The 25,172-nt window shown below is 58.7% G+C and carries 19 protein-coding genes and 1 other RNA gene; 8 read left to right on the forward strand and 12 right to left on the reverse strand.

Features of this window, described 5'->3' with window-relative positions; translation table 11 throughout:
* Positions 1-396 precede the first annotated feature (396 nt).
* Positions 397-1,392, reverse strand: coding sequence for a hypothetical protein (locus EII30_RS08200; RefSeq protein ID WP_158608694.1), 996 nt, complete (start codon positions 1,390-1,392; stop codon positions 397-399).
* A gap of 137 nt (positions 1,393-1,529) precedes the next feature.
* Between EII30_RS08200 and EII30_RS08205 the strand changes: the two genes are divergently transcribed.
* Positions 1,530-2,108, forward strand: a complete 579-nt coding sequence (locus tag EII30_RS08205; RefSeq protein ID WP_124886856.1) for a GNAT family N-acetyltransferase — start codon at positions 1,530-1,532, stop codon at positions 2,106-2,108.
* Positions 2,109-2,165: 57 nt separating this feature from the next.
* Positions 2,166-2,690, forward strand: a complete 525-nt coding sequence (locus EII30_RS08210; protein WP_158608695.1) for a GNAT family N-acetyltransferase — start codon at positions 2,166-2,168, stop codon at positions 2,688-2,690.
* A gap of 15 nt (positions 2,691-2,705) precedes the next feature.
* Here the strand turns inward: EII30_RS08210 and EII30_RS08215 are convergent, their stop codons facing one another.
* From EII30_RS08215 to EII30_RS08225, 4 genes are all read right to left on the reverse strand, one after another.
* The gene (locus EII30_RS08215) at positions 2,706-9,062 is read right to left on the reverse strand and encodes a ZmpA/ZmpB/ZmpC family metallo-endopeptidase (RefSeq protein ID WP_158608696.1); all 6,357 of its coding nucleotides are present in this window, start codon (positions 9,060-9,062) and stop codon (positions 2,706-2,708) included.
* Positions 9,037-9,297, reverse strand: a complete 261-nt coding sequence (locus EII30_RS08915) for a hypothetical protein (protein ID WP_158608697.1) — start codon at positions 9,295-9,297, stop codon at positions 9,037-9,039. The genes EII30_RS08215 and EII30_RS08915 overlap by 26 nt, the downstream gene beginning before the upstream one ends.
* A 323-nt stretch (positions 9,298-9,620) precedes the next feature.
* On the reverse strand, positions 9,621-10,328 hold the full coding sequence (locus tag EII30_RS08220) for an ABC transporter permease (RefSeq protein ID WP_124886859.1): 708 nt from the start codon (positions 10,326-10,328) through the stop codon (positions 9,621-9,623).
* Between the two features lie 98 nt (positions 10,329-10,426).
* On the reverse strand, positions 10,427-11,368 hold the full coding sequence (locus EII30_RS08225) for an ABC transporter ATP-binding protein (protein ID WP_199731600.1): 942 nt from the start codon (positions 11,366-11,368) through the stop codon (positions 10,427-10,429).
* 259 nt (positions 11,369-11,627) lie between these two features.
* Here EII30_RS08225 and EII30_RS08230 point away from each other — a divergent pair, with 259 nt between their 5' ends.
* Together EII30_RS08230 and EII30_RS08235 are read left to right on the forward strand one after the other, a co-directional pair.
* Positions 11,628-11,867 carry an antitoxin VbhA family protein gene (locus EII30_RS08230; RefSeq protein ID WP_124886860.1) on the forward strand — a complete coding sequence of 80 codons (240 nt, stop codon included), beginning with the start codon at positions 11,628-11,630 and terminating at the stop codon, positions 11,865-11,867.
* The gene (locus tag EII30_RS08235) at positions 11,867-12,511 is read left to right on the forward strand and encodes a Fic family protein (RefSeq protein WP_124886861.1); all 645 of its coding nucleotides are present in this window, start codon (positions 11,867-11,869) and stop codon (positions 12,509-12,511) included. Before EII30_RS08230 ends, EII30_RS08235 begins: the two co-directional genes overlap by 1 nt.
* Here the strand turns inward: EII30_RS08235 and ffs are convergent.
* The 3 genes from ffs to EII30_RS08250 all read right to left on the reverse strand — a co-directional run bounded on the left by ffs (position 12,508) and on the right by EII30_RS08250 (position 16,535).
* Positions 12,508-12,604, reverse strand: an RNA gene (ffs, locus tag EII30_RS08240) — signal recognition particle sRNA small type. The two genes, EII30_RS08235 and ffs, sit on opposite strands and share 4 nt — an antisense overlap.
* Positions 12,605-12,654: 50 nt before the next feature.
* Positions 12,655-14,688, reverse strand: coding sequence for an ABC transporter ATP-binding protein (locus EII30_RS08245; protein WP_124886871.1), 2,034 nt, complete (start codon positions 14,686-14,688; stop codon positions 12,655-12,657).
* Between the two features lie 107 nt (positions 14,689-14,795).
* Complete coding sequence (locus EII30_RS08250; protein ID WP_124886862.1) at positions 14,796-16,535, reverse strand: ABC transporter ATP-binding protein; 1,740 nt, start codon at positions 16,533-16,535, stop codon at positions 14,796-14,798.
* A gap of 250 nt (positions 16,536-16,785) precedes the next feature.
* On the opposite strand from EII30_RS08250, the gene EII30_RS08255 reads away from it, so the two are divergent.
* The 4 genes from EII30_RS08255 (at position 16,786) to EII30_RS08270 (ending at position 21,764) form a co-directional block, all read left to right on the forward strand.
* On the forward strand, positions 16,786-16,980 hold the full coding sequence (locus EII30_RS08255) for a helix-turn-helix transcriptional regulator (RefSeq protein WP_124886863.1): 195 nt from the start codon (positions 16,786-16,788) through the stop codon (positions 16,978-16,980).
* Complete coding sequence (locus tag EII30_RS08260) at positions 16,973-17,383, forward strand: hypothetical protein (protein WP_124886864.1); 411 nt, start codon at positions 16,973-16,975, stop codon at positions 17,381-17,383. The genes EII30_RS08255 and EII30_RS08260 overlap by 8 nt, the downstream gene beginning before the upstream one ends.
* 280 nt (positions 17,384-17,663) lie before the next feature.
* Positions 17,664-20,135 (forward strand): HtaA domain-containing protein, encoded by a 2,472-nt coding sequence (locus EII30_RS08265; RefSeq protein ID WP_124886865.1) that lies wholly within the window; start codon positions 17,664-17,666, stop codon positions 20,133-20,135.
* Positions 20,136-20,291: 156 nt separating this feature from the next.
* Positions 20,292-21,764, forward strand: coding sequence for an MFS transporter (locus tag EII30_RS08270; RefSeq protein ID WP_124886866.1), 1,473 nt, complete (start codon positions 20,292-20,294; stop codon positions 21,762-21,764).
* Positions 21,765-21,839: 75 nt separating this feature from the next.
* Here EII30_RS08270 and EII30_RS08275 read toward each other — a convergent pair whose 3' ends face one another.
* From EII30_RS08275 to EII30_RS08290, 4 genes are all read right to left on the reverse strand, one after another.
* Positions 21,840-22,562: a CE1759 family FMN reductase gene (locus EII30_RS08275; protein ID WP_124886867.1), complete on the reverse strand. Its 723-nt coding sequence runs from the start codon at positions 22,560-22,562 to the stop codon at positions 21,840-21,842.
* Positions 22,563-22,596: 34 nt separating this feature from the next.
* Positions 22,597-23,787, reverse strand: a complete 1,191-nt coding sequence (locus EII30_RS08280; protein WP_124886872.1) for a CE1758 family FMN-dependent luciferase-like monooxygenase — start codon at positions 23,785-23,787, stop codon at positions 22,597-22,599.
* Between the two features lie 207 nt (positions 23,788-23,994).
* Positions 23,995-24,648, reverse strand: coding sequence for an endonuclease III domain-containing protein (locus EII30_RS08285; RefSeq protein ID WP_124886868.1), 654 nt, complete (start codon positions 24,646-24,648; stop codon positions 23,995-23,997).
* Between the two features lie 117 nt (positions 24,649-24,765).
* On the reverse strand, positions 24,766-25,172 hold a 407-nt coding region (locus EII30_RS08290), incomplete at its 5' end, for an LPXTG cell wall anchor domain-containing protein (protein WP_124886869.1).

Below are 25,172 nucleotides of genomic sequence, written 5' to 3' on the forward strand. Positions count from 1 at the left end.
TGTTGTCCTTTCAAGTGATGCCAGTTAATGCTGGCAGTCTACATTCTGGACTCTAAAAACAGCCGGATCTAAAAACAGGGGTCAGGCCAGGCTTTGCATCGAAAACAACGGAAGATATTACAGCGGTTGGCGCGCGCAGAGAGCTAGTGCTAACAGCTTACCATTTCATTGTGTGGTCAGAGATTCAGGCTTGAATCTCTGACCACACAGGTTTAGAGATAGTATATATTTCCCGATAGTAGATCGCTTAAACTGGTTCATCAAGACCAAAAATTGTCTGATCTGCCAGCTAGGATAAGCTAGAAATCCCGCTTTATATATTTTTCTCGTTAGCGTAATGGCTTTATCTGTGTACCTATAATTAAGCTCCCACGAAATTAGTAATACAGCTAGCTACTAGGGTCTGAGGTGCTCGGCGATTCTGCCCAGTAGGTGAACCTCGGTGCCGGCAAGCCCAACGGAGAGGTATACTCGTCTGCCCTGGCGTGGATTGCGTGGAGTGGCCACCGTCGGAGCGGCAGCGTTCCCAGCGATGGAGACTGGCCCGGTGTTGGAGTTCCGATCGGCGGCGGTTTGCGCGGCGGCGGGAGATTGCACGGCGAGCAGGTCGGATAGCTGTTTGACGTGATCCGCTAAACCAGCATCGGCAACCAGCGACGGCGGATCGTAGGCTCGCAGCTGAGCCAGCGAATCCGTCACAACCAAATCTGCGCCGGTAACCAGATCGAGTTTGAATTCTGCACGCCCAACCTGTTTCGGCCCCATCGTGGTCACCATCACATCGCCTTTCAACCAGGCAGAGTCGATCACGGCGGTTGCCGAGTTAGTCGCCAAAACCACCGCGTCCGCACCTGTGACCGCGTCTTTTGCTGACTCGGCCGGGGCAGCGTTGATGCCGAGCTCGGTTCTCGCGCGCTCACAAAACACCCTGCGAGCATCGGGATTGCGGCTAAACACGCGAGCCACAGTGATGTTCAGCGTCGCCGACAGCGCCCACAGCTGCCGCCAGGCTTGCTCCCCGGTGCCTATCATCGCGAGCTCGCAAGGCCCAACCGGGCCGATTAAAGACGCAGCAACACCGCCCAGTGCGCCCGTGCGCATTGCTCCCAGGTCGTTTCCGATGTGGATCGCGGCAACCCTGCCGGTATCACGCTCATGCACGACAGTCACCTGCTCACCCGCGGTGGTTGGTAGCGTGTCGTAGCTGCGGAAACCGAACAAGCGCGGATCCGCCCCCGCAGTGAACGTGAGCTTACCCTGTGCGAGCTTTGCCGAGACGCGGGCCGGGCTCTCAAGCGCGCCGGAGCCGTGCAGTTTAACTGCCTCACGGATCCACCCGACCGTCTTGGCAGGGGAGATGGCGGTGATGTCTTGATCGGTTAGCAACTGCATTGTGGATCCTTTCAACCGAGAGCGGGTTGTGGTTAGATCATAACCCACCTGTGGGGCGAAGAACATGGTTAGAAGCTGAACCTGCCGCCATTTCTCGGGCACTGGGGGAGAGCAGAACCCCGTGCTAAGGTGTTTTTATGCTTGAATCAGGGAACGAGAAAGCTGCGGTTTCACTGCGACACTGGAGTTTGGCGGACGCGGAGCGGCTGCTTGAACTGTATCGGGCGCACGATGATCTTGGCAGGCAGCTGCCCGCGCTGAGCTCGCTCTCGGACGCACAGGCGGCGGTTGAGCCTTTTCTGCCCGGGAGTGAAGAGCGGGCGATCTTCTGCCTGGAGGTTAACGGTCAGGCTGCCGGACTGATCGGTTTATCTTTCGAAGATAAAGACCCTGCCACCGGTAAATATGATCGAGCCTGGGTGTGGTACTGGAGCGCGGGAGAGCTGCGCGGCAAGGGTCAAATGAAGTCCGCAGTCAGGTTGGTCACCGACTGGGCGATGGACCGTCTCGATCATCAGGCTCTGCCTGGTGGGTTTGAGCTGCTTAAAACAGCTGCCTCACCGGGTATAAGACGTCTCGAACTGGGTTATCGTCTTAACAATCCTGCGTCCGCGAGGGTTGCCGAGTATGCCGGTTTCACGGTTGAGGGTGTTGAGAGGGCGAAGTTTAAAATCGGTGACCAGCTGATTGACGCGGCGATCGCGGCGCGGTTGTAGCGGATCCGCTAGCCAGCTGAGTAGTTTGGGAAATGCCAGATTGATAGGGGTATTGAGGTGAGGGTTCGTCCCGCTGAGGTCACAGACGCTGAGGCGATTGCGGAAGTACATGTGCGGGGTTGGCAGTCAGCCTACCGCGGATTGGTTCCGCAGGCTCACTTGGACTCGCTTTCGGTAGCGGACAGGGTTCTTTCTTGGAGAGCTGCGATTGCCCAGAAGCGCACCGATCCGCTGGAGAGGGTTTGGATCGCAGCGGATCAGAGCGATACTGTTGTTGGCTGGCTCACGCTCGGCGCAGGTCGAGACGAAAATACTGATGATAGTGAGGGCGAGCTGGAGGGAGTATATATTCACCCGCAATGGCAGGGCGAAGGGTTCGGCAGGCTGCTGCTTAGGCACGCTCACTCGGAGTTGCAGACGCACGGATTCAAATCTGCTTACCTGTGGGTTTTGGACGGTAATAGCTCCGCTATCGCTTTTTACGAGTACCAGGGGTGGATCGCTGACAACGAGGCGAAAACGAAACAACTGAGCATAGGCGGACAGGCGGTTACTGTGCGGCGGTACCGCATAGTTTTTTAGAGTCCTTTATCGCCGCTACTGCCTCTCCCGCCGCTGCCCGCGCTTCGCTGTTATCCCGAGTGCTGCGCCAAGCCCGCTGAGCGCTAACGCCAGAGCAGACAGCTCCGCCGCAGAGCGTTCGCTGCCGCCCGTTTTTGCGAGGGCGGATCCAGCTGGCCGCGTCTCAGAGGCAACGGGCTGCGCAGGCGCAACGGGGTCAGCAGGCACAACTTGCTGGCCAGAATCAGCTGGCTGCGGTGCTGAACCAGCTGGCCGCGGCGAGGCTGGTTTAGGCGCTGGGGTAACGGGATCCACCGCCGCAAGATCGTAGGCGGGAAGCGGGTCAATGGTTGGGAAGTTGCGCGGAATCGCGGTGATTCGCAGCTGTGACAGGTCATAAACCGGCAGGTCGCTCGCGGTTGGCGCGGTGCGCGGCACACAGGCGTGTTTTTGCGGCTGAGGGGTTGCGGCCGCGGCGGTTTCGAGGCGCTGCAGTTCGAGCGTCGCCTGCAGCACAGCCGCCTGTGCGCGGGATTTTGCGGCGGCGAGTGAGGTCACAGCCTCCTCGCTGACGCGCAGCTGTTCGCGAGCCTGGTCGCGGGTGGTGACAGCATCGCTCAGCAGCGTGATCCGCCTGTGAACCTCGGCGAGAGCCTCCGCAATTGCCGGCACCGCGGCGAGCGCGGAGCCGTTTAGCTGCGCGAGATTCTCAGCGGTAAACGGTGCTGCGGCTGTAAGCTCCTGCAGCTGCTGCTGTTCTGTTTCAAGCTGCGAAACCGTTGCGGTAAGCCGAGCCACACGAGAAGCCGCGGTTGATGCGGTGTTTTGCGCCCGGGCTACTCGCTCGCGTGCCGCTCCGGCGTTGTCCTCGGCGGAGTCGCTGAGCGCCTGCACGGCATCAAACACCTGCAACAGGTCACGCAGCGTCACAAGCCGTGCGGCTTCGGGAAGCAGTGCCTCGCGCTGGGATGCTGCCTGGTTGGCGCGATCCACAAGCGCGTTTAGCGCGGTAACCGACTCGGTGAGGAGCTGGCGTGCGCGGGTGAGCTGCTGCTCGGAGGCGGTAACCGCTGTTGCTGTGGTGCGGATCCGCTGCTCAGCCGCCTCGTTTGCTGCGGCCTGTTCTGCCGCGCGCTCACGCAGCTGCTCTACCGTGTCGCGCTGTGCTTCGGCTCGTTGCCGTAGCTCGGCAAGGTGAGTGCTGCCCTCGGCGAGTTCGCTGCTCAGAGCGGCAACACGGCTGTTTAGTGTCTGCAGCTCCGCCTGTTTTGCTGCGGCGGTGAGCTGGTGCTGTTCGCGGGTTTCGCGGATCCGCCCCACCGCTGCCTCGGCGGCCGCAAGGCGCTGGCGGGTCGCTGCGAGCACGGTTGCTCGCTGCTGCTGTGAGGTGAGGAGCGCACTGCGTTCTGCCTGGCGGGCTGCGAGGTTGGCAGTGGCCTCCCGCTGGGCAGGGGTTTCAGACGCAGGGGTCTCGGTCTCGGGAGCCACAGCCTCGGGAGCTTCGGCACCGTTAGTATCGGCGCCAGGATTTTCAGGGGCGGGAGCCTCTGGCGCAGGGGTTACAGGCGCAGGTGGTTCAGGCGCCGGGGATGCGGGATCTTGAGCCTGCTGCCCGGTGATTTCTAGCTCTGGGGTGGCGCGCTGCGGCAGCTGCTGAGGCGGTGTCGCTGCTGGCTTGGGGGCGACTGTCCACGGCACCAGCTGGTCCTTGCCGTCTGTGAACAGCGAGGTTTTAAACTCATCGGTCTGCCGCATTAGCGCGCTAAACAGCGCACCCTTGAACGTGTACGCTTTAGAGTTGCGGTTGCCCTGGCGGTTCTTGGTCACATCGTCGGCGAGCAGTTCCTTAAAAGGGTCAACTATCTGCTGATAGTTGGTGAAGGTTTCTGCCCGCCCGTCGAAGTTCACCGTCAGCGGTTGCAGGTGGGTTGCCGCGCGCGCACGAACCTCCGCGTAGGCGTGTTTGCGGTAGTCTTTGAGCGTCGAGTAGGGGTCGCCGGCAAAAATAATCGGCATTAGCACCGAGTCTGGAATGTCGCCGCGCCCCGCAGCTCGTGCCGCGTCAGCGAGCCGGTTGGAGGTGTAGGAGATGAAACCGTCCTCGTAACCCTTCGCCGCCAAAAGCTCCAGGGCATTGCGGCGAAACGCTGATTCACCGGTGATTCCGGTCGTAGATTCGCCGGTGCCGTAGAGCGGGTCAAGCACTGTCACGTTCGGGTAGCCGTTACGGATCAGCGGCCCGTTAGATGGCTGGTTTGCGCGGCGGATCATCAGCGAGTTCTCGATCAGGTCGTTAATGGATCCAAGCCCCATCTGCCTAATCTGCTCGGCGGTTAGCGCGTCATAGGAGTTAACCGTCGCCCCGCCCTGCACGTGATTACCGAGACGCATCAGCATCGCCGACAATGCTTCAGGGGTTTGCGCGAGCATTGCCTCAGCTTCGGCGTTATCCAGCAGGTAGAGCGCGTTAAAGTAGCCCTTGAAATACTGGTTGAGGTCTGTCACCGTCTGGAAACGGTCTGGGCGATGATTGTGCAGGTAGAGACCCTGCTCGTTTTCGAAGTATGCGGACTGGTTAAACCCGAGCGCCTCGCTTGACCGGTTTGTTGGGTTTTGCAGCAGCGAAACCGGGTACATCTCGGGCAGCGCGCCAGCCCTGCGATCGTATCCGCTGAGGAACACGCGATAGTCGAGGTTGTGCACCATCTCGTGAGTGTAGAGCGCAATCCCGTAGGGGCTGAGGGAGCTCGCCTGTACCATAAAGGTTGCGTCACCGTTTGAGTAGGCGCCGTATGGTGCGTTCGGGTACCAGTTACCGGTCGGGCCAAAGAACTCGGCAACGGATCGCATTGCACCCGGCCCGTATTGGGCGGACCAGCCTGCCTCACTGCCGTATCCGTCGAGCACGGGGATACTCGCCAGCAGTTTTGGTTTCACGCTGTCTTTTGAAATCCGATACCACATATCGTAGTAGTCACGGTATTTTTCGGCGTAGGATCCCAGGCGTTCCTTAATCTCGGCTACTCGCTGTTTAACCAGCTCCGGTGTGGTTGCTCGCCTGGCATCGTAGTAGCGTTCAAACGATCCCATTGTGATGCTGGTCATGTGCACCATCACAAAAACTGTGTTTTCACTAACCGTCAAAAGCGGCAGCATAAACGTCTTATACCTGGTTTGCCTAAAACGCTCGGAGGCGGTGACATCGTGGCCTGGCACCTCTTTCGACGGGGTCTCTACCAGGTGCGCTTTTGTGGTCTGTTTAAACCACTCATCGAAACTGTTTGTTGCTGTGAACTGTTTCCGCGTCGATTCGAGCAGGTCTAAAATATCGACGTGCCGGGCATACTGCGAAGCATATTTGGCGTAAGCTTCGGTGTTCTTTTGTGGATCCAGGTGGTAATAGTCTTTACCGAGCGCGATCAGCCAGTCAACGGGGCTCTGTTTTGAACCGTAAAAGTCTTGGCGGAACACCAGCAGGTCGCGCAGATTCGCCTCACCAAAGTCAATGTTGTACCACTTATTGACGTAGGCGAGAGCGAGCAGGAAAGCTTCTTTATTCTCCAGGATTTTCCGCTGCAGCGCTGCCTGGCTACCCGGGGCGGTTGCGCTCGTGCGCTCCTGGCTGACAAGCTTCTGCAAAACCTCTGCGAGCTGTTCACGCTGCTGCGCAAAGACTGTGTCGAGGTAGAGCAAACCGCGAAGCTCAGCTGCCGCAGCCCGCTGTTTTTCTTCGTCGCTGCCGGTTTTTTGTTTCTGCAGGGTCTCCTGCCACTTCTGCGGCGTAACCAGCGCGGCAATATTCACACCGTCAAATTGGACGGCGCCCAGTTCCCGCGCAAGCTCGTCAATAAACCGCTTGTCCGGGGTTGCTAGCTGCGCTGGCGTGTAGGGGAGTCCGTCAGTGAATCGGTAAGCTGTGGTGGCGCCCGCCGCGCCAGTCTGTGTTGCAGTGGATCCGCCCTGGCTGCCCGTCGCGGCAGCGGGTTTAACCGCCCGCCGTTGCACACTACTGTCAGCAAAGTGCAGGAACACCCCGTCAACGCGCTGATCTGCGCCGAGCGGAGTAAAGTTCACTCTGCCGTTAACGATCGGCAGTGCAGATCGCAGCACCTTGGTCACCAGCGGGTCACTGTCCGCCAGCAGGTTACCGGCGCGCACAATCGCCTCCGCCGTCTCCAGCGGGGTGAGCAGCGCATAGTTCTTGTATGCCTGCTGGCGGTCAGCGCGAGCCTCCGCTACCCCTGCGAAACGGTCCGATCCGGTGGCGGTTTTGCCGCCCGGCCGCACCCGGTAGTTAAGCTGCAGCGCGTCATATGCTGCCTCCGCAGCGTCCGCCTCAACCTGGGTGCCCGCGGCGTGGGCGTCTGCGGTGCCGCTCGCCTCGCCCGCAAGATAGCGGATGTCTGTCATCAGGGCGTTGACCGAGGTGTCGCCGTGACCGATCCGTCCGCCCTGCACAGCAACCGCCGAAACAACGTTGCTGACCGTTCCGGGCTGGCCGGTTGTTTGTTTCACGGATCCGACGATACCGCCCGCGTTGCCTCGGGTGCGGCCGTTGGTTATGGATCCACCCACATAGGAGCGGGTGATGGCTGCGCCGTCGGTGAGGTGGCCAACCAGGCCACCAACCGTGTTGTTTTGCTGGCGGTAGGCAGTTTCGAGGGTTGCCTGCGATCCTGAGTCGGTGATGGATCCGCCCGCCAGCTTGCCGACGAGCCCGCCCAGGTTAGCCCCCTCTCGCCGCCAGTTGGAGTACAGGCGTCCCTCAAAGAACACCTCTTCAAAGCGAGTATTTTGAGCCTCTGAGATGATTCCGGCGGCGCTTTTATCGCCCTCGATGCGGCCCTTAACACGAACGTTAGTGACGTGTGTGTTGGTGCCGGTCGCCTGCTGAGCGAGGGCGCCGGTGTTGGCCTCGTTCGAGGTTATGTTTACGTCCGTGAGTGCGAGATTTTGAACGCGGGCGCCGGCGCTGAGCTCGCTAAACAGCGGCTTTGTCAGCCTACTAATCGAGAAGCCCTGACCGTCGAGCGTGCCAGTGAAAGGGCTTGTGAGATAGGCGGATCCCGCCGCGGTGTCGTTTGTCTCCACCTGCAGGTTAGCGCCTAGGCGGAAAGTACCGGTCGGGTCGGCTTTAATCGCCTCGATCAGGGAGGCAAAGGTGCGGTAGACGCTTGTGGTCTGCGGGTTTAGGCGAGGGAGGGTCAGGGTTACTGACGGGAGGTGTGCAATGTTGCCGGGGACGGTTGCGTGCACGGTGAAGGATTCGGATTGTGAACCGTCAGTAGCTCCGCCCTCGGCGGTGGGGTTAGCGGTGGGGTTAGCGGTGGGGTTAGCGGCGGCGGTTATCGCGGTTACCGGCAGGGTGAGCTCGCGGCCGTCTGGCAGGCTAGCGCGGAGGAAATAGCCGGTGAGGTCGGCCGGAACATCGCTGAGCTCGGCGATCCGCTCGGGCCCCTGCTCACTGTCACGGAACATGGCGAGGTTCTCGGTTAACACCTCGCGGCTAATCAGCTCCTCCGGCCGGAAGGCAGCGTTCTGCTCGGCCGCGTTCAGCTCCGCCGCTTTGCTGTCTGCCTCGGCCTGGGCTGCTTGCAGCTCGGCGGTTAGCCGCTCAAGCTCCGTGTTGAGTTCACTAAGCTGCTGGTTGAGTGAGGCAACGCTCGCCTCTGCTCGGTCACGCTCCGCGGTCGCGGCGGTGAGCTTATCAGTTAGCTGCTGCTCCTGCGCGGATCCGTCCCTGACCTGCCCCTCAACCCTCGCGAGCTCACTGGTTGCCGCGTTGAGCACCTGTTCTGCCGCGGTTAGCTCCGCCGCGGTTTGTTGCTGCCTGGCCTCAGCGTCCGTGAAAGCGGTCTGCGCGCTGTTGAGTGCGGTGGCGGCGGCTTCGGCCTGTTCACGCAGTGTCGCCTGCTGTTCCTCAAGCTGTTGGCGGCTGGCGGCCGCGTCGGTGACTGTGCGCTGCAGCTGAGCAATTTCGTCGTTTAGTGACGTGATCCGCTGGTTTATAGTTTCAAGGCGCGGTGAGCTATCTGACCCCGGCTCTATATCGGCGGGTGTTATCGCCGCTGCGGTGGCCTCTCGCTGCTCTTCAAGCTGCTGTCTGATCGCGTTGTTTTGCTGTTCCGCCAGCTCCGCCTGCTGCTCGGCTGTGGCGAGCTTGCTGAGCGCCGCGGTGTGCGAAGCCTGCTCCGTGCTCAGCTGCTGCCTAGCCGTTTCGACTGCGTCCGCCGCGGACTGTTGCTGTTTTGTGACGCGCGTGTTCAGTTCCCCGAAAGCGCTCTGCTGCTCGGTGCTTGCCTGCTGGACTGCCGCCTCGCTCAGTTCTACCGCGGCGCGGTTCTCCGCAAGCCGGGTTTCTGCCGAGTCAAGCTCCGCGCTTTTCGCCCCCAAGCTCCTCTTCAGTGCGCGCGAGCGACTGCCTCGCTGCCTCGGCTGCCTCGGCTGCTTCGTTGCCCGCGGATCCACCAGCGGGCACACTGACGCACTTGATGTTGTCGCTGCTAGGGGTTGCCTGCCCGGTGTCATCGGCGTGGGCAACAGAAACAATCTGTGTTGATAGCGCGGATCCAGCCAGGGCGATGCTGGCGATTTTGGTTGCGGGCGAGCTGCTGCTCTGAGAAGACATACCGGATTCCTTCGTCACTACAGGGGGAGCTTCCATAGACAACGAGCGCGGCGAAACCGCGCAGATATGATTTTTCCGTCCTCTATTTTTTCACTTTCAACACGGTTAAACCAAATTGTGCAAAGCACCTGAGATTCTTATATTTATGCGAATATGTGCTATTGGGCCGCTGAAGCCAGTCACTCAGGGAAAACAAGCGGCCCCTCCAGCACCGATTGCGATGCCAGAGGGGCCGTAAGCCCGATGCGGGGAGGGGCGGCGACCCGCCAGGGAAGACGCGATCCGCTCAGGGAGGGTGCTAGCTAACCAGCGCGGCGACCCGTCTACTTGCGGGGCTCCCATCTGAAGCTGCGTTTTGCGATCCAGAAGCTGACAATCACCCACAGTAGGCTGAACCCGACCATGCGCAGCACGTCATCGACCTCCGCAAACTCCCAACCCTTTATGAGCAGGTCGGTTGCGGCGCCGCCGGGCAGTGCCCAGTTGAGGAGGGTGTTTCCCTCGGTGTCAATAACCGCAACCCAGAAGGCAACACCCATGCCGAGCAGCAGAATCGGCAGCGTTGTCACCTGCGCGTGCTCGGGTGAGTTGCTGAACGCGCTGGTGACGAGGGCGAGCGCAACATACATCAGTTCCAGGCTGAGGACGGCGATAACAACCCAGTGCGGGTTCTCGGGCATTTTGCCGATGACCGCGAGCACAACCAGCACAATCGCGATCTGAATAACGTTGATCAGCACAATCGGCAGTGTCAGCCCTGCAATAATGCTGTTGTCTGACAGGGTTGTTGTGCGCATCTTCTTCAAAAACAGGCTCTGGCGGCGAGCAGCGAGGGTGGTTGTCGCGGTGACATAAACACCCATTGCAACCATCATCACCGTGATCAGGGCGGCGGTGATGGAGGATCCACCAAAACGGTCTTGGCTGTAAATAAACACCGCGGCTATCGTCAGCGGCACAACAATCGAGCTGATGGCGACGAGCTTGTTGCGCAGCAGCATTTTGAACTCGGCGAGTGCGACATTAAACATGATTCTTCCTTAAAGCTTGTGAGTGGTTTTATGGGGGGGGGTGGATCCGGGGTCTACGCTGCCTGCGGATCCGGTTTACGCTGTCTGCGGGTTAGGGCCTATGCAGCGGTGGATCCGGCGACCGGGGCGTTGCCTGCTGGTGCGCTGCCGTTTGCGACGGCGCGGAACACATCCGCGAGCGATGATGACTGTGCTCGCAGGTTTTCTAGGTGCAGCCGGTGGTTATCCGCCCAGGTGAGCAGTTGCAGCAGGTCCTGCTGCAGGTTTTGGGTTGCCAGCACGAGACTGTTGCCCTCGAGTGTGAAGCGCTCGCTGTTTGGTAGTGCGGCGGCGACCTCCCGGGTGCTGGTGAACGAGATCAGCGCCGGGTATGACCTGACCAGCTCGTCGATTGTGCCCTCCAGCGCCATAGCGCCGTTGTGCATCAGGCCGATGCGGTGGGCGTGACGCTCCGCCTCCTCAAGGTAGTGGGTTGTAAGCACGATGGTGGATCCGGCGTTGTTGAGCTCGCGGACCAGACCCCACATGGCGTCGCGGGATTCTGGATCGAGCGCGTTGGTTGGTTCGTCGAGGAACACCAGCTCGGGGCTGCCGTAGATCGCGGTGGCGAAGTCGAGGCGCCGCTTCTCGCCGCCAGAAAGCTGTGTGACCCGAGTTTTTGCGCGGTGGCTGAGCTGTACCGCGTCGAGCAGCTGTGCAACACTGTCTTTACGGCCGGAGACGCTGCCGAACAGTTCCACGCTTTCCTTTACGGTCAGGTCACCCGCGAAACCGCTCTCCTGCAGCATAATGCCGGTGCGACTGCGGGTTTTTGCCTTAACCGCTGTTTCGCCAAAGAGTTTCACGGTGCCGCTGCTGGCTGTGCGGTGACCCTCAACGGTTTCGAGGGTTGTGGTTTTGCCGGCGCCGTTGGTGCCGAGCAGGGCGTAGATTTCGCCCGGTTTCACGCTGAATGACAGGTCGGAGACGGCGTGAAACGCGCCGTACCGGCAGTTCAGGTTTTTCACCTCGACGATCGGCTGAGTGTCTGTGTGGTTCATCGTTCTTCTTCTCTGCTTAGCCTTAGCACCCGCGGGGCGGGGCCGCTTTTTGTCGAGCGACCGCGGCCAATTTGCCTAGTAAAGTTCGCTTTACACGTAAAGCATATTTGACACCATGGAGGTTTGTCAAGCTCACTTTACATGTAAAGTGTTTTTGACAGGGGTGAGGCAGGATCGTGACAGTGAAGGATTAGCTCAAAAGTGGTCGTTTTGGGCATGGTAGTAAAATGAAGTTTAAGACTCTGTAGAGGGGAACGCGATGACTACCACCGAGTTCAATATTGAGGAGCGCTGGCCGGAATTATTCGAGCAACTCGATGATACCCAGCGTCGTGCTGTGGTGCACTCGCTCGCGGCGGCTTGGCACGAGGGGTGGGAGCCGAACCGCGAGGATGTTGAGAATCTGACCGACGAGGCCCGCGGTGCGATTGATGCCGCAGAGTACCGTCGGCGCGCCCACGCTGCCGTACGTCGACGGACTTTCGCAGGCGCGCGCTAATGTCGTTCGATACCTGGGAGGAGTACTTCTACCCGCCGCCTGACGAGGGTACGCTACGCAATCTATTCGATGAGCGTGACCCGGTGATGCTCGCCGGGTTGGAGTATGTTGAGACCGTGCGCAGGCATCGCGAGCTGCTGTCAGGTCAGGTTGTCATCCCCAAGACTTATGACTCCGATCATGTGAGGGCGATCCACCGGCACCTGTTTCAGGATGTCTACGAGTGGGCAGGTCAGTACCGGAGCGTGAACATATCGAAGAACTTATTCTCCTTCGCTGACGTTCACACTGGGGAGATTGACCGGTACTTGACTGACGTGAAGCGTCTTGTTGATGGGACCAGCTGGACGATGTTGGATCGTGATGGTTTCGCGAGAGCAAGTGCTGAGGTATTTGCCTACTTGAATCAGGCACACCCGTTCAGGGAGGGCAACAGACGCACTTCCAAGGTATTTATGGAGCATGTAGCTTTGCTATCGAGATTCGCTCTCGAGTTCGACCGGGTTTCCCCGGACGTGTGGAACCAGGCAAGTATGCTGTCAAGGCCCGACCTTGGGAACTATGAACCCGTGCCCGATTCGCTCTTGCCCGTGTTCAAGCACGCGGCAGTGCGGGTGTGCCCTGAGCGGCAGATTGGCAAATGAAAAACTCCTCGCGCACCCGCAAGAGCCGAGTTACCCTTGCTGCATTTCTGCCCTGGGGGAGTTCACCCGGATTGCGCCACGCGAGGAGCCATCGACAATCTTAGCGCACAAGCCTGAGAGCCGCCAAGCTCGCGGCACCGTTGCTACTGCTCGGCACCGCTGCTGGTCGATTCCGCGTCGGCAGCCCCGGCAGCCCCTTGCTCAGCATCGGCGGCCGGATCCGCACCATTGGCGCTCTCACTCGCGGCCTTAAACTGCGAGTTGTAGAGGTCAGCGTAGGCGCCATGCCTGGCGAGCAGTCCCTCGTGCGTTCCCTGCTCAACGATCTGGCCGTCGCGCATCATCAGGATCAGGTCGGCGTCACGAATCGTCGACAGCCGGTGCGCGATCACAAACGCGGTGCGCCCCTGCTGCAGCTTCGCCATCGCGTGCTGCACCTGCACCTCGGTACGGGTGTCAACGGAGGATGTCGCCTCGTCCAGAATCAGCAGCTTCGGGTGCGCAATAAAGGCGCGCGCAATGGTCAAAAGCTGTTTCTCGCCGCTTGACAGGGCGCTACCATTCTCGGAGATTACGGTGTCGTAGCCGTCTGGTAGCTGGCGGACGAAGCGATCCACCATCGTCGCCTCAGCAGCGCTAACCACTTCCTCATCGGTGGCTTCAAGCCTGCCGTAGCGGATATTTTCGCGGATTGTGCCATCGAACAGGAATGCATCCTGTAGCACCATCCCAACCCTTGAGCGCAGCTCGGCGCGGGTCATCTCACTAATATCGACACCGTCGAGGGTGATTTTTCCGCCCTGCAGATCGTAGAATCGCATCAGCAGATTAACCAGGGTTGTTTTTCCGGCACCGGTTGGCCCAACAATCGCAACCGTGTGACCGGGTTCAACGCTGAGCGACAGGTTCTGGATCAGCGGTTTATCGCTGTCGTAGCTAAAATCAACGTTTTTGAACTCAACCCGACCACACTCCGCACGGGCAGGAACGGCGGCGGTGTGATCCGCCCCAGATGCGGCAGCTGCTGGATCCGCCCCCGCTGCCTCGGGCTTGTGATCCGCTGTTTCTTCCTCCGCTTCGAGGAGCTCAAAGATGCGCTCGGCGGATGCGACACCGGACTGTAGCTGGTTAACGACACCGGCGAACTCGCCGACAGGTCGGCTAAACTCGCTGGAGTACTGAATAAACGAAGTGACGGTGCCGAGTGTGATCTGCCCTGAGGCAACCTTTAGCGCACCCGCAACAGCGATCAGCACATAGACAATGTAGTTAACAAACTGTGCGGCTGGCATCATCGTGCCCGCGAGGAACTGTGCCTTTGAAGCAGCGCCGTACAGCTGCTGGTTGCGCTCATCAAAAACGCGAGCGAACTCTTCCTGCCGGTTGAAGATCCGCGCAACCTCTCTGCCGCTGAAGCTCTCCTCAATATGCCCTGTCAGAGAACCGGTTGCCGCCCACTGCTGTTTAAACAGTTTCTGTGTGCGGACACCGATTACGCCGATGATAATACCGGTCAGCGGCAGTGCCACAAGCGCAAGCAACGCCAACTCCCACGACAGCACAAACATGATAACGCCGATTCCGATGACGGTCAGCCCCATCTGCAAAAGCGAAGAGAACACCTGCTGCACAATTACCTGCACGTTATCGACGTCGTTTGTGACGCGAGAAATAATATCGCCGCGCTGCCTAGAGTCGTAATAACCGAGGGGGATCCGGTTCAGCTTCGCCTCAATATCACGGCGCAGCTTATAGACCACCGCCATTGAGAGACGGTTCAGAATTAACCCGGCAACATACATCAGCAGGTTGGCTACTAAATAGATCAGCACAACCCAGATCAACAGCTGGGTAAGCACCACAAAGTCAATTCCCTTACCGGGTTCAATGACACCGGTCAATAGCATTTCTGCGAGGTTATCTTGCCCGTTTGCGCGGAGCTGTTCGGCGAGTTCTGTGGCGCTTGAGCCCGCAGGCAGGTGTTTACCAATAACACCGCGGAATATTTCGTCCATCGCGAAACCGAGCACGCGCGGTCCCAGGACGCTCAGCGAAACCGATGCGATAACAATCAACGTCACAACGATCATGCCGAGTCGGTGTGGCCGTAGCAGCTTCATCAGTTTCTGCAGCGTTGGAAAGAACGCCTTCGCGCTCTCACCGTTACCGCCGTCCATCCAATCATCGCGGCCGTTGGTTGTGTGGACGGATTCCTCAAACAGCTCCTCGTGCTGAACGGATTCAGCCTGTTCAGCGTTCTTCGCAGCTTGACGCTCTTGCTTGGTCACTGCTGCACCTCCTCAGCGGTTAGCTGTGAGCTAACAATCTCCTGGTAAACCTCATTCTCAGCGAGCAATTCCGCGTGGGTTCCAATCCCCACGACCTTGCCCGCGTCAAGCACAACAATCTGATCGGCGTTGCGGATCGTGCTAACCCGCTGTGCAACAACGATCATGGTTGCATCGGCGGTGTGCTCCCCGAGCGCCGCCCGCAGTTTCGCGTCGGTGACAACGTCCAGCGCCGAGAACGAGTCATCAAACAGATAAACCAGCGGTTTAGCAACCAGACTGCGTGCGATCGACAGCCGCTGCCGTTGACCGCCTGAAACACTGGTTCCACCCTGTGAAACGGGAGACGCCAGCTGTTTCGGTTTTGCCCTCACAAAGTCTGTCGCCTGCGCGATCTCTAGTGCCTCCCACAGTTCCTCATCGCTTGCGTCCTGTTTACCCAGTCTGAGATTAGACTCGATTGTTCCCTTAAACAGGTACGGTTTTTGCGGAACCAGGCTGATCGTGCTGGCAATCTGCTCGCGGGTGAGCTTGGAAACCTCAACGCCGTCAACCGTCACCCTGCCGGACTCCGGCGCATACAGGTAGAGCAGAATATTCAGCAGCGTTGACTTTCCTGAGCCGGTGGATCCAATAATCGCGGTGGTTTTCCCGGGATCCGCCCGGAAACTCACATGCTGCAGCACCGGCCGTTCAGCTCCTGCGAAGCGGAAGGTGACATCTGCAAACTCGACAGAGCCGCGTGTCGGTGTTGGAGCAAGCTGGGTGCCGGGTGATGCGAGATCCACCTCGGTGTTTAGCACCTCGGAGACGCGATCGGCGCAGACGGCGGCGCGCGGAACCATCATCATCACAAACACCGCCATCATCACGCTCATTAGAATTTGTAGCAGATACTGGTTGAAGGCGATTAGGGAGCCAACCTCCATCTCACCCGAGTCAACACGGTTAGCACCAACCGCGAGGACCGCGGCTGAGGCGAAATAGGTTATCAGGTTGATTGCCGGGAACATCAGCACAAAATAGTTGCCGATCTTAACTGAGACATCGGTAATCTGCTTGTTAGCGCCGTCAAAACGCTCGGCCTCAAAATCCTCTCGCACAAACGCTCGCAGCACTCTGACACCCATGATCTGTTCACGCAAAACCGAGTTGATCGCGTCTAATCGCACCTGCATCTGCGCAAACAGTGGCAGCATTTTCGATGCGATCAACCCTAAAACGATCACTAAAAATAGGATCGCGAGCACCACGAGCCAGACCATTCCCGCGTCCTCACGGACAACCATGATGATGCCTCCGATGCACATAATCGGAGCGGCAACCATGAAATTGTAGAACAGCAGTGTGACCATTTGAATCTGCTGCACATCATTTGTTGCACGGGTTGTTAGTGTGGCCGCGCCGAAGCGGGTTGCTTGCGCGGTGCTCAGACTCTCTGCCCGGTTGTAGACGGCTGCACGGAGATCACGACCCGCTCCGATCGCTGCTTTTGCTCCGAAGTAAACGGATGCGGCGGCGGCGATTAGCTGCAGCAGGCAGATCAGCAGCATCTGCTTGCCAATGTCCCAAATAACATCGGTGTTGCCGTGAGCAACCCCGTCATTAATAATTCCGGCGTTTAGGTGCGGCAGCCACAGCGCCGCAATCGTTGCGACCAGCTGTAAAAGCGCCACCAGCAGCACGTAATACCAGTATTTTCTAACCCCGCTAGAGACAATTTTTAACAGGTTCATCGGTACATCTTTTCTATCTTCGCTTGGCCATCAAAAAGGATTATACTGTCCGGGGTAAATCGTAGGCTGGGGGGGGGATAACCGTAAATCTGCCGCACCCACGGATCCGCTCTAGGGTCAACAACTGTGTTTATTTGCCAGTAAAGTTCGCTTTAGAAGAAAAGCATATTTGACAGATTGTTGTTTGTCAATACCGTCATGCATGTAAAGCGTGTTTGACAGGAATGCGCTACTGAAATATTCTAGAAACATGCAAAGTCGAGTCAGAGAGTTACGCCTGGAGCTTGGCGTCTCACAAGACAAACTCGGGCAGGCGGTCGGCGTCTCACGGCAAACCATTAACTCGCTGGAGGCCGGCCGCTACGACCCCTCACTTCGTCTCGCCGTGTCGCTCGCCAGATACTTTAACACCTCAGTGGAGGAGCTATTCGATGTTGATGCCTAAGCGAATCATGTCCGTTGCCAACTGGGCAGGTGTGGTTATCTTCCTAACCGCCGCAATAGTCTTCGCGGTGCAAGAGCGGTGGGGGCTAGCGGTCACAATGTTGCTGGGTGTGGTCTTCAGTATCGGCTTAATCTGGCGAATCAACCGCGGAAAAGCTGGCGCACTAACCCGGATTATAAGCCTTGAACCGGCCGACGAGCGAGACCGCAATATCCTCGCAAACTCCCTGGTTGTGATGGCGTACTTTGACATTTTCATTAGCCTCCTGGGTTCACTAATCATCGTCATGTTCTTCCCCAGCAACGAGACGCTGGAAATTATTGCGCAGCTGATTATGCTGCTGCTCGGGCTAAAATTGCTGGCGTTTCTTATCGCGGTCTGGATCTACAACCGTCTGATGTAGCGGCAGCGGTTCGCCGTTATCTGCTGATCCCGGGGTCCGCCCTCCGGTGTCGGGGATTTCACTTGCGGTGTGGGCGGTTGTTTGCGGTGCCGGGGCGGTGCTCGCGCTCCTGACTTTTGGTGGATCCGTGATCCGCAGCCGCAGCCGCTGCTAGCTGATAAATAGAAACTGTTTAGCGTTCAATTAGCCCGCTCACAGAATAAATTCACATGAATTATTCGGGGTAATTGCTGCTAGCATTAAGGCTGACCTTACTATCAACCTATCTGGCAGGAATGGAATGTCACATAAATCAATTAGAGCAACTATTGTTGCTGCGTCGCTGTGCGGCGCACTGCTTGTGCCGCTCGGTGCATCCGCGGCAGCAGCGCAGGGGAACGACGATGCAAAGGGAAGCCTGGAGTGGGGGATCCGCGCCAGCTTCAACAACTACACCGGTGGTGCCACGGTTATCTCTGATGGCGCGACTAAAACCGCTAACGGCTTCAGTTTCGAACTGGTTGAACAGAGCTACAGTGCTGCGGGCAACCGCACTGAGGCGCAGTTTAACGGCACCGTTATCTACCGCAAATACTGCTCTATTCCCGAAAAACCGCTTGAGGGCACCTGCCAGCTTGACCTGACGTTCAACGACCCGAAGGTTGTTATCTCGGACGAGGGCTCCTACCTGGAAGCAACCGTTTCTTCTAAACAGTACGGAAAAAACGAGACATTTGTCCCTGAAACCCCGGTTAGGGTTGCAAATCTGTTCACCTCGTCTGCAACCTTCAGCAGCGAAAACGGCCGCGTAAACTGGAGCAACATCACAACCAGCCTCACCGAGGACGGTAACAAGATGTTCTCTGGCTTCTACAACGTCGGCGAGGGACTGGATCCGCTCTCGTTCAACTACCAGGGAGAGGGTAGCCGCCCCGCCTCTGACAGCGGTGAGCCGACCCTGACCGATGCAATTTGGGACAGTAAGAAGGAGTACACTGACGGCCCACACACGCTGATTGACGCGGATCCGCACATCATCGTCGGAGAAACAGGCGGCAACATTGTGCTGCTCGACGCGGATCTGAAAGAGCTTGGCCGCAGCAGCGTCCGCCTCACCTCAGACAGTACAATCGCCTACGATAAGGCAAACAAAACCGTCTACTTTGTTAGCGCAGCCAACCGGAAAGAGCTTGGCGCGATAAGTGTCGCAGACGGTGTGCTCGGCGAGCCAACCGTCGCCTTCACCGCACCAAACGACATTGTCTCGGTCGGCGTAAACAACCGTGGACATGTTGCCGCTATCTCCCTTACCTCAGACAAGAACACCGCGACACTTATTACCAACGCGGGTGGATCCTTCGCAGAGCTGCCTCTGCCAAGCTCTCAGGAGCTGGTTGGGTCTGCGCTAACCGGCGGCAGTATCTGGGGTGACTTCAACTTTGGTGGCGATAACATTGAGCTGCTACCGATGAACGATGGCACATTTGTGTTTAATGCAACCGGCGCGCCTTACCTTGACGGCGCAGCAGGTAGCAGCAAGGGACTTTTGATCTCGATTGATCCTGCCGGTGCAACACCGGAGGAACGCGCCAAGTATATGCCCGGCTCAAACACCGGAGACACTAAAACCTATGTGCGCAGCCTCGCGACCGACGGCACCACAATCTATCGTCTCGGTGTACAGAAATACGGCAGCTCAACCGCAACCCAGGTGCTGAAGTACGCTAACCGTGACGTCACCCAGGTAACCCCTCTTGAGCAGGGGCCAGCAGCGCTCGCAGCTGTTGCTTTTGCGCCCGATGGCACACCGATTCTGCAGAACGGCATGTCAGGTAGCCTGCAGTATTTGACACCGGATACTTTCACCGTGACAAAAGAAGTGCCACTGCCAAATGGTAAAGACACTCACAAGTCAGAAAACAACACCTTTATTGTGCGCGCTGACGCAATCTATGTGCCAACACTCGATGCCACCAGGGGTGACTACCTCGACCACTACGCACTGCGGAAACTCTCAGTGCCGGTTAAAGCCGACGTGATTAGCACCTCAGACGAGGATCGTCTCGCCGAGATAGCAGCAAGGGCTAAGGCCGTAGCAACCGAGGCCGAGCGCGCAGAGGTTGAGAAGGCGAAGGCCGAGCTCGCTGCCGCAAGCGACGCTGATAAGGCTGTTGCTGAGGCTAAGCTTGCCGTCGCAGAGGCGAAACTCGCTGAGGCTGCTGCGAAGTTCGACCGTGACGCAGCAACTGAGAAGAGTGTTACCAACCCGAACGATACAGCAGCACAGGAGGCTGCCGCAGCAGCTAAGGCAGTATACGGTAAGGCTCAGGAGCAGACAAAGGCCGCAGAGGCGGCGCTCGCTGCCTTGCTCAACCCGGTGACGCCAGCTGATCCAGCGCCTAATAAACCCGCTGATCCAGCTCCTAGTGCCCCAGCAGGCCCTGCAAATCCAGCTAACCCGGCAGACCCTACAGTGCAGAGCACACCCGCTTCTCCGACAAAGCCCGGCGGCCCAGCCGTGCCTGTGCCGGATCCATCCAAGGATAACGGAGCAGCACAAAAGCCCGGGTTTACCCAGCAGTCAATAATTAAACACTCTGGTGCTGCTGGTAACGCGGCTGCCGGCACGGTAAACGGTGCTGACAGCAAAGCAACTCAGCATAACGCACTAGCTGTGACAGGCGGACAGCCTGTCTGGTTGCTTGTGATGGCGGCTCTCGCGGGAGTTGTTGCCGGTGGCCTTAGCTTTAAGCGGGCACGCCGAAACAGCTAGCCTGCGAGCAAGGCCGTTCACGGCCGACTAATTCGACTAAACTCCCCGGTGCGTAAAACCAGATTGCGTGCCGGGGAGTTTTGTTTGTTTAGAACTGTGACGAAAAACACAGCAAAGCCTTTATTGTCATCCTGACTCTGCCATATAATTGCTCTTATGCTCACCAGAACACAGCGGTTAGAGTCCCTCCCCGTTACAAAGAAACATCGTAATCTGCTTTACAGCGCGGGCATCGGCTGGGCGCTTGATGCCATGGATGTCGGGCTTATTGCGTTCGTCATTGCGGCGCTCAAGGTGCACTGGGAACTCAGTATTCAAGAGAGTTCGTGGATCGCGACAGCCGGCTTCATCGGGATGGCGCTCGGTGCGTCACTCGGCGGCCTGCTGGCGGATCGCATCGGTCGTAAACAGGTTTTCGCGCTCACACTGCTGGTTTATGGGCTGGCAACGGGTGCCTCCGCGCTCGCAACCAGCGTGATTGTGCTGATCGTGCTGCGTTTTATTGTCGGGCTCGGGCTCGGCGCTGAACTGCCGGTCGCTTCAACCCTGATGGCGGAGTTCTCGCCACGCAAGGTGCGAGGGCGACTGATTGTGCTGCTGGAGGCGTTCTGGGCAGCGGGGTGGATCCTCGCGGCGATAATCGGTGCAACAGTTGTTACACAGGGAGCTGACGGTTGGCGCTGGGCGCTGCTGCTCGGTATGGTGCCCGCGCTCTACTCCTTTGTTATCCGGCGTGGTATGCCGGAGTCGGTGGCGTTCTTAGAGTCGCAGGGGAAGTTTGCTGAGGCTGAGCTGGTCGTTTCCCAGTTCGAGGCATCGCCGACCCTCTCCGGCTCGCGAAACAAGCAGGCCGCGGTCGCCAGTAGTGCGGGTGCTGGTGCAGTTGCCGCTGGTACTAGTGTTGCGGCCGATGCCGCTGGCGAGGCCGATGCAGTGGCAGCGGGCTCGGCGGCCCCGTCCCAGCGCGATGTCGCAGCGGCGTCCGCAACCTCGATCTGGGATCGTGCACTGCGCGGCCGCACAATCGCGCTCTGGACGATCTGGTTCTGCATTAACTTCAGTTACTACGGTGCATTTATCTGGATTCCTTCGCTGCTGGTTGAGGGCGGTTTTGACCTTGTTAAATCCTTCCAGTTCACCCTGATTATCACGCTCGCACAGCTTCCCGGCTACTTCACCGCCGCCTGGCTGATCGAGCGGATCGGCCGTCGCGGCACACTAACATTGTTCCTCATCGGCAGCGCGCTCGGTGCTGCGGGTTATGCCGCCGCAAACACTGACCTGTTGATTTTTATTGCTGGCTGTGTGCTGTCATTCTTCAACCTCGGTGCCTGGGGTGCGCTCTACGCAATCGGGCCTGACCTGTATCCAACTCAGTTGCGCGGTGCGGGCACCGGTTCCGCAGCAGGTTTTGGGCGGATCGCCTCAATCATTGCCCCGCTCTGGGTCGGCTTGGTGCTTGGTATCGGTGGCACGCTGATGCTGTTCATCGTGTTCGCCACGGCGTTCGCGATCGCCGCCGCCGCATCCTGGCTATTGCCTGAACAGCGGGGAACCGCGCTGCTCACCGCGCCACTAAAAGGCAGTGCAGCAGATAAAACCGAGACAGTCGATAACGTCGCCGGCTAGCCCCGCAAGCGCGGCGGTCTGGCCCCGCAGGTGCCGGCGGGATGGGGGAACAAACGGCGCGCCTAACGAGGGTGCTTAGCTGGCGGATCCGCCCGCAGCCAAGCGCATCAGGTCACTGTCGAGGTTGATCTCTGCCGCGCTGTTTGCACCGGCCGCGCTGCTACCGGCGCTGCCGAAACTGTGCTGGTAGCTGTGCCAGGATGTGCCGCGCACTCGCTCACGGAACCCGCCCGCGACGAGGGCGGCGAGCTCAACGGCGGCGCGATCGATCCGCTTGTTCAGGTCAGCACCCCAGTCCTCGGGCGCGGCAAACAGGGCAGTGGGCGCTGTAACAGCACGCATATATGAGAACAGGGAGCGCAGTTGCTCGTCGATGACGAGCGCGTGACGGCTGCTGCCCGCGGTCGCCGCGAGCAAAACCGGGGTGCCAATCAGCACATCATTGTCGAGCGTCTGAAAGAACGAGGTGAACAGTCCGCTCGGACCCGCCTTATACACCGGGGTTGTGACGATCAGCGCCGCAGCATCACGCACCAGGTCGAGCGCCTTTTGCAGTTCGGGCGAAACAAAGCGGGTGACTATTGCTTCGGCAATATCGCGCGCGAGCGGACCCAGATCCACCAGCTGCACCGTCACCTGCTGCCCCTCTGCGGCGGCGAGCTCGCTAAAACGCGCAGCCGCACGGGTTCCGAGCATTGTGCTGCTTGACGGTGAACTGGTGCCAGCAGAAACAACCACCGCGGTCAGCTCACCGTTCGGTGCTGCTGCGGGGGGTGCTGACGCTGCGCTTGCTGTCATGCCGTTTTACTCCCTTATCTGGTCTAAAGAGATTCTAGCGCAACCCGAAAGCGGCGCCACCCGCCTCTGGGCTGTCGAGGTAGGGGGATCCGCCCGTCACATTATCGCCCCGGTTAGCGCGTGGGCGTGGTTGGCGGGGTTCGTCATCACCGTATTTCGCGGTGACCAGCTCTGCGTGGGTTGGTGCGGTTTTTGGCACCTCGGGATCGCGTTTCGCTGCCAGTTCTTTGCGCAGCACCGGAATCACCTCGCTGCCCAGCAGCTCAATCTGTTCAAGCACCGTGTGCTGGGGCAGTCCGGCATGGTCGATGAGGAACATCTGTCGCTGGTAGTCGCCGAAGGTTTCACGGAAGGTGAGGGTTTTGTCGATGATCTGCTGCGGGCTGCCAACACTCAACGGTGTCATGTCCATGAAGTCTTCCATGCTCGGCCCGTTACCGTACACCGGAGCCGAATCGAAGTATGGGCGGAAGTGGTTAATCGCGTCCTGCGAGTTCTTTGCAACAAACGCTTGACCCCCAAGCCCAACAATCGCCTGTTTTGCACTGCCGTGGCCGTAGTGTTCATAGCGCTCGCGGTAGAAGTTGATCAACCGCAGCGAGTGCTTAGATGGCGCGAAGATGTGGTTGGCGAAGAAGCCGTCACCGTAGTATGCTGCCTGCTCAGCAATCTCGGGCGTGCGGATCGAACCGTGCCAGACAAACGGCGGCACATCGTCGAGTGGGCGCGGGGTTGAAGTGAATCCATGCAGCGGGGTGCGGAAGCGACCCTCAAAATCAACGACATCCTCACGCCACAGCCGGTGCAGCAGATTATAGTTCTCGAGCGCGAGCGGCAGCGCGGCACGGATATCCTGCCCAAACCAGGGATAAACGGGGGCGGTGTTGCCGCGGCCGAGCATCAGATCCATGCGCCCCTTGGCGAGGTGCTGCAAAAGCGCGTACTCTTCCGCGATCCGCACTGGGTCGTTGGTTGTGATCAGCGTTGTTGAGGTGCTGAGCTTTAGGGTTGTGGTTTTTGCCGCAACATAGGCGAGGAAGGTTGTTGGCGATGACGAGAAGAACGGTGGATTGTGGTGCTCACCGATCGCAAACACGTCAAAACCGTTTGCCTCCGCCGCGAGCGCAATCTCGACGGTTGCGTCAATACGCTCCGCCTCGCTTGGGGTTTTATCGGTTGTGGGGTCGCGGGTGATGTCGCTCACCGTGAAAACGCCGAATTCCATGATGTCCTTTGCTGCTGTGGTGCGCGCCATACTGTTCTCTTTTTAAGGGGGAGTGCGCGCGGTAACCGTTATCTCTCTATCTGTAACACGCGGGGCTGTGATTTATTCCTGGCAGGCTATTTTTGTTTAGGTCTGGGAGCTTTTGCCCTCGCTTGGTTTTTACGCCTGCGGAGATTTCGGTCTCTGCGTGGTAGTGCTCCCATGATATTACCGGTTAAACTCGCCGTTGATGAGCAGCGGGTAGGCTGTCTCCCAGCCTCCCAGCTGTCTTGCTCGCTTGCCTGCGCAAACGATGAGGCCGTGCAGTTCGGCGAGTTCGGCGACCGTGAAATCTGCGGCGGTAACCAGCGGATCCACCCGCTGTTTAGCGCTTTGATAGGTTTTGAAGTCACCAAATCCGGCTGCTTTTAGTAGTCTTCTGGCATACAGGTCGTAGATGAAAACACCCCGGTCGTAGGCGTAAAGCAGAATATCGTCGGCGGTTTCTGCGCCGATTCCTCGCACCGCGAGCAGTGATTCTCGCAGTTCTGGGGTTGTGTACTGTGCTGCATCGGTGTCGTTTTTGTTGTACCAGTGGCAGGCGTTGTGTAGGTAGACGGTTTTGCTGTTGTAGTATCCGGCGGGGCGGATCAGTTCAGCTACTGTATCTGGTGGTGCGGCGCTGAGTTTCTCCGCGGTCATTAGTGATGCGGTTTTCAGGTTTGCGATTGCGATTTCGACGTTGTTCCAGGAGGTGTTTTGAGTGAGGATCGCGCCAACCAGGATCTCGAAGCGGGTTTCTGCCGGCCACCACACGCCGGGGTCTAGCTGTGAGCGTAGCAGTTCGAGGAGGCTGCGTAACCCGACTGTTTGTTCTGTCATGGTGGTTTTAATCTTAGTGGCGAAAACTTAATCGGGTTAGGGGTATAAACAGTTGTGGGGTGAGGCCGTGTGTGACCTCACCCCACAGTCTGTGGTTAGCAGTTTAGGTTAAGTGTTTTAGCTTGCCTTGCGACGGCGGACTGCGATTGTTGCAGCGCCGAGGCCGAGCAGAGCTGCGGCAGTGCCGATAGCGAGTGTGCTGTCAGCTGCTCCGGTTTTTGCCAGGTTGCCGCTCTTACCACTTGGCTGCGGTGCAGGGGTGGTTGGAGCTGCAGGCTGCTGCGGTACTGGCACAGCAGGTCCTGGCTGGCCTGTGCCCGGCTGTGTTTCGCACTTCAGACCTGTTGGGTCAACCAGGGTGACGGTTTTAGCCTCGCCGAGTTTGATGAACCGGTCTGACTTGCCTGCGGCGAGTTTCAAAACAGTATCGTAGCTTGCTGGGTCGTTAACCTTTTCCGCATCGAACCAGTATGGCTGAACTGTGATGGTTTCACCGTATGGAACCTTGAAGCCCGGGTATGCTG

The organism is Leucobacter sp. OH1287 (assembly GCF_003859945.1).
Taxonomy (GTDB): Bacteria; Actinomycetota; Actinomycetes; order Actinomycetales; family Microbacteriaceae; genus Canibacter.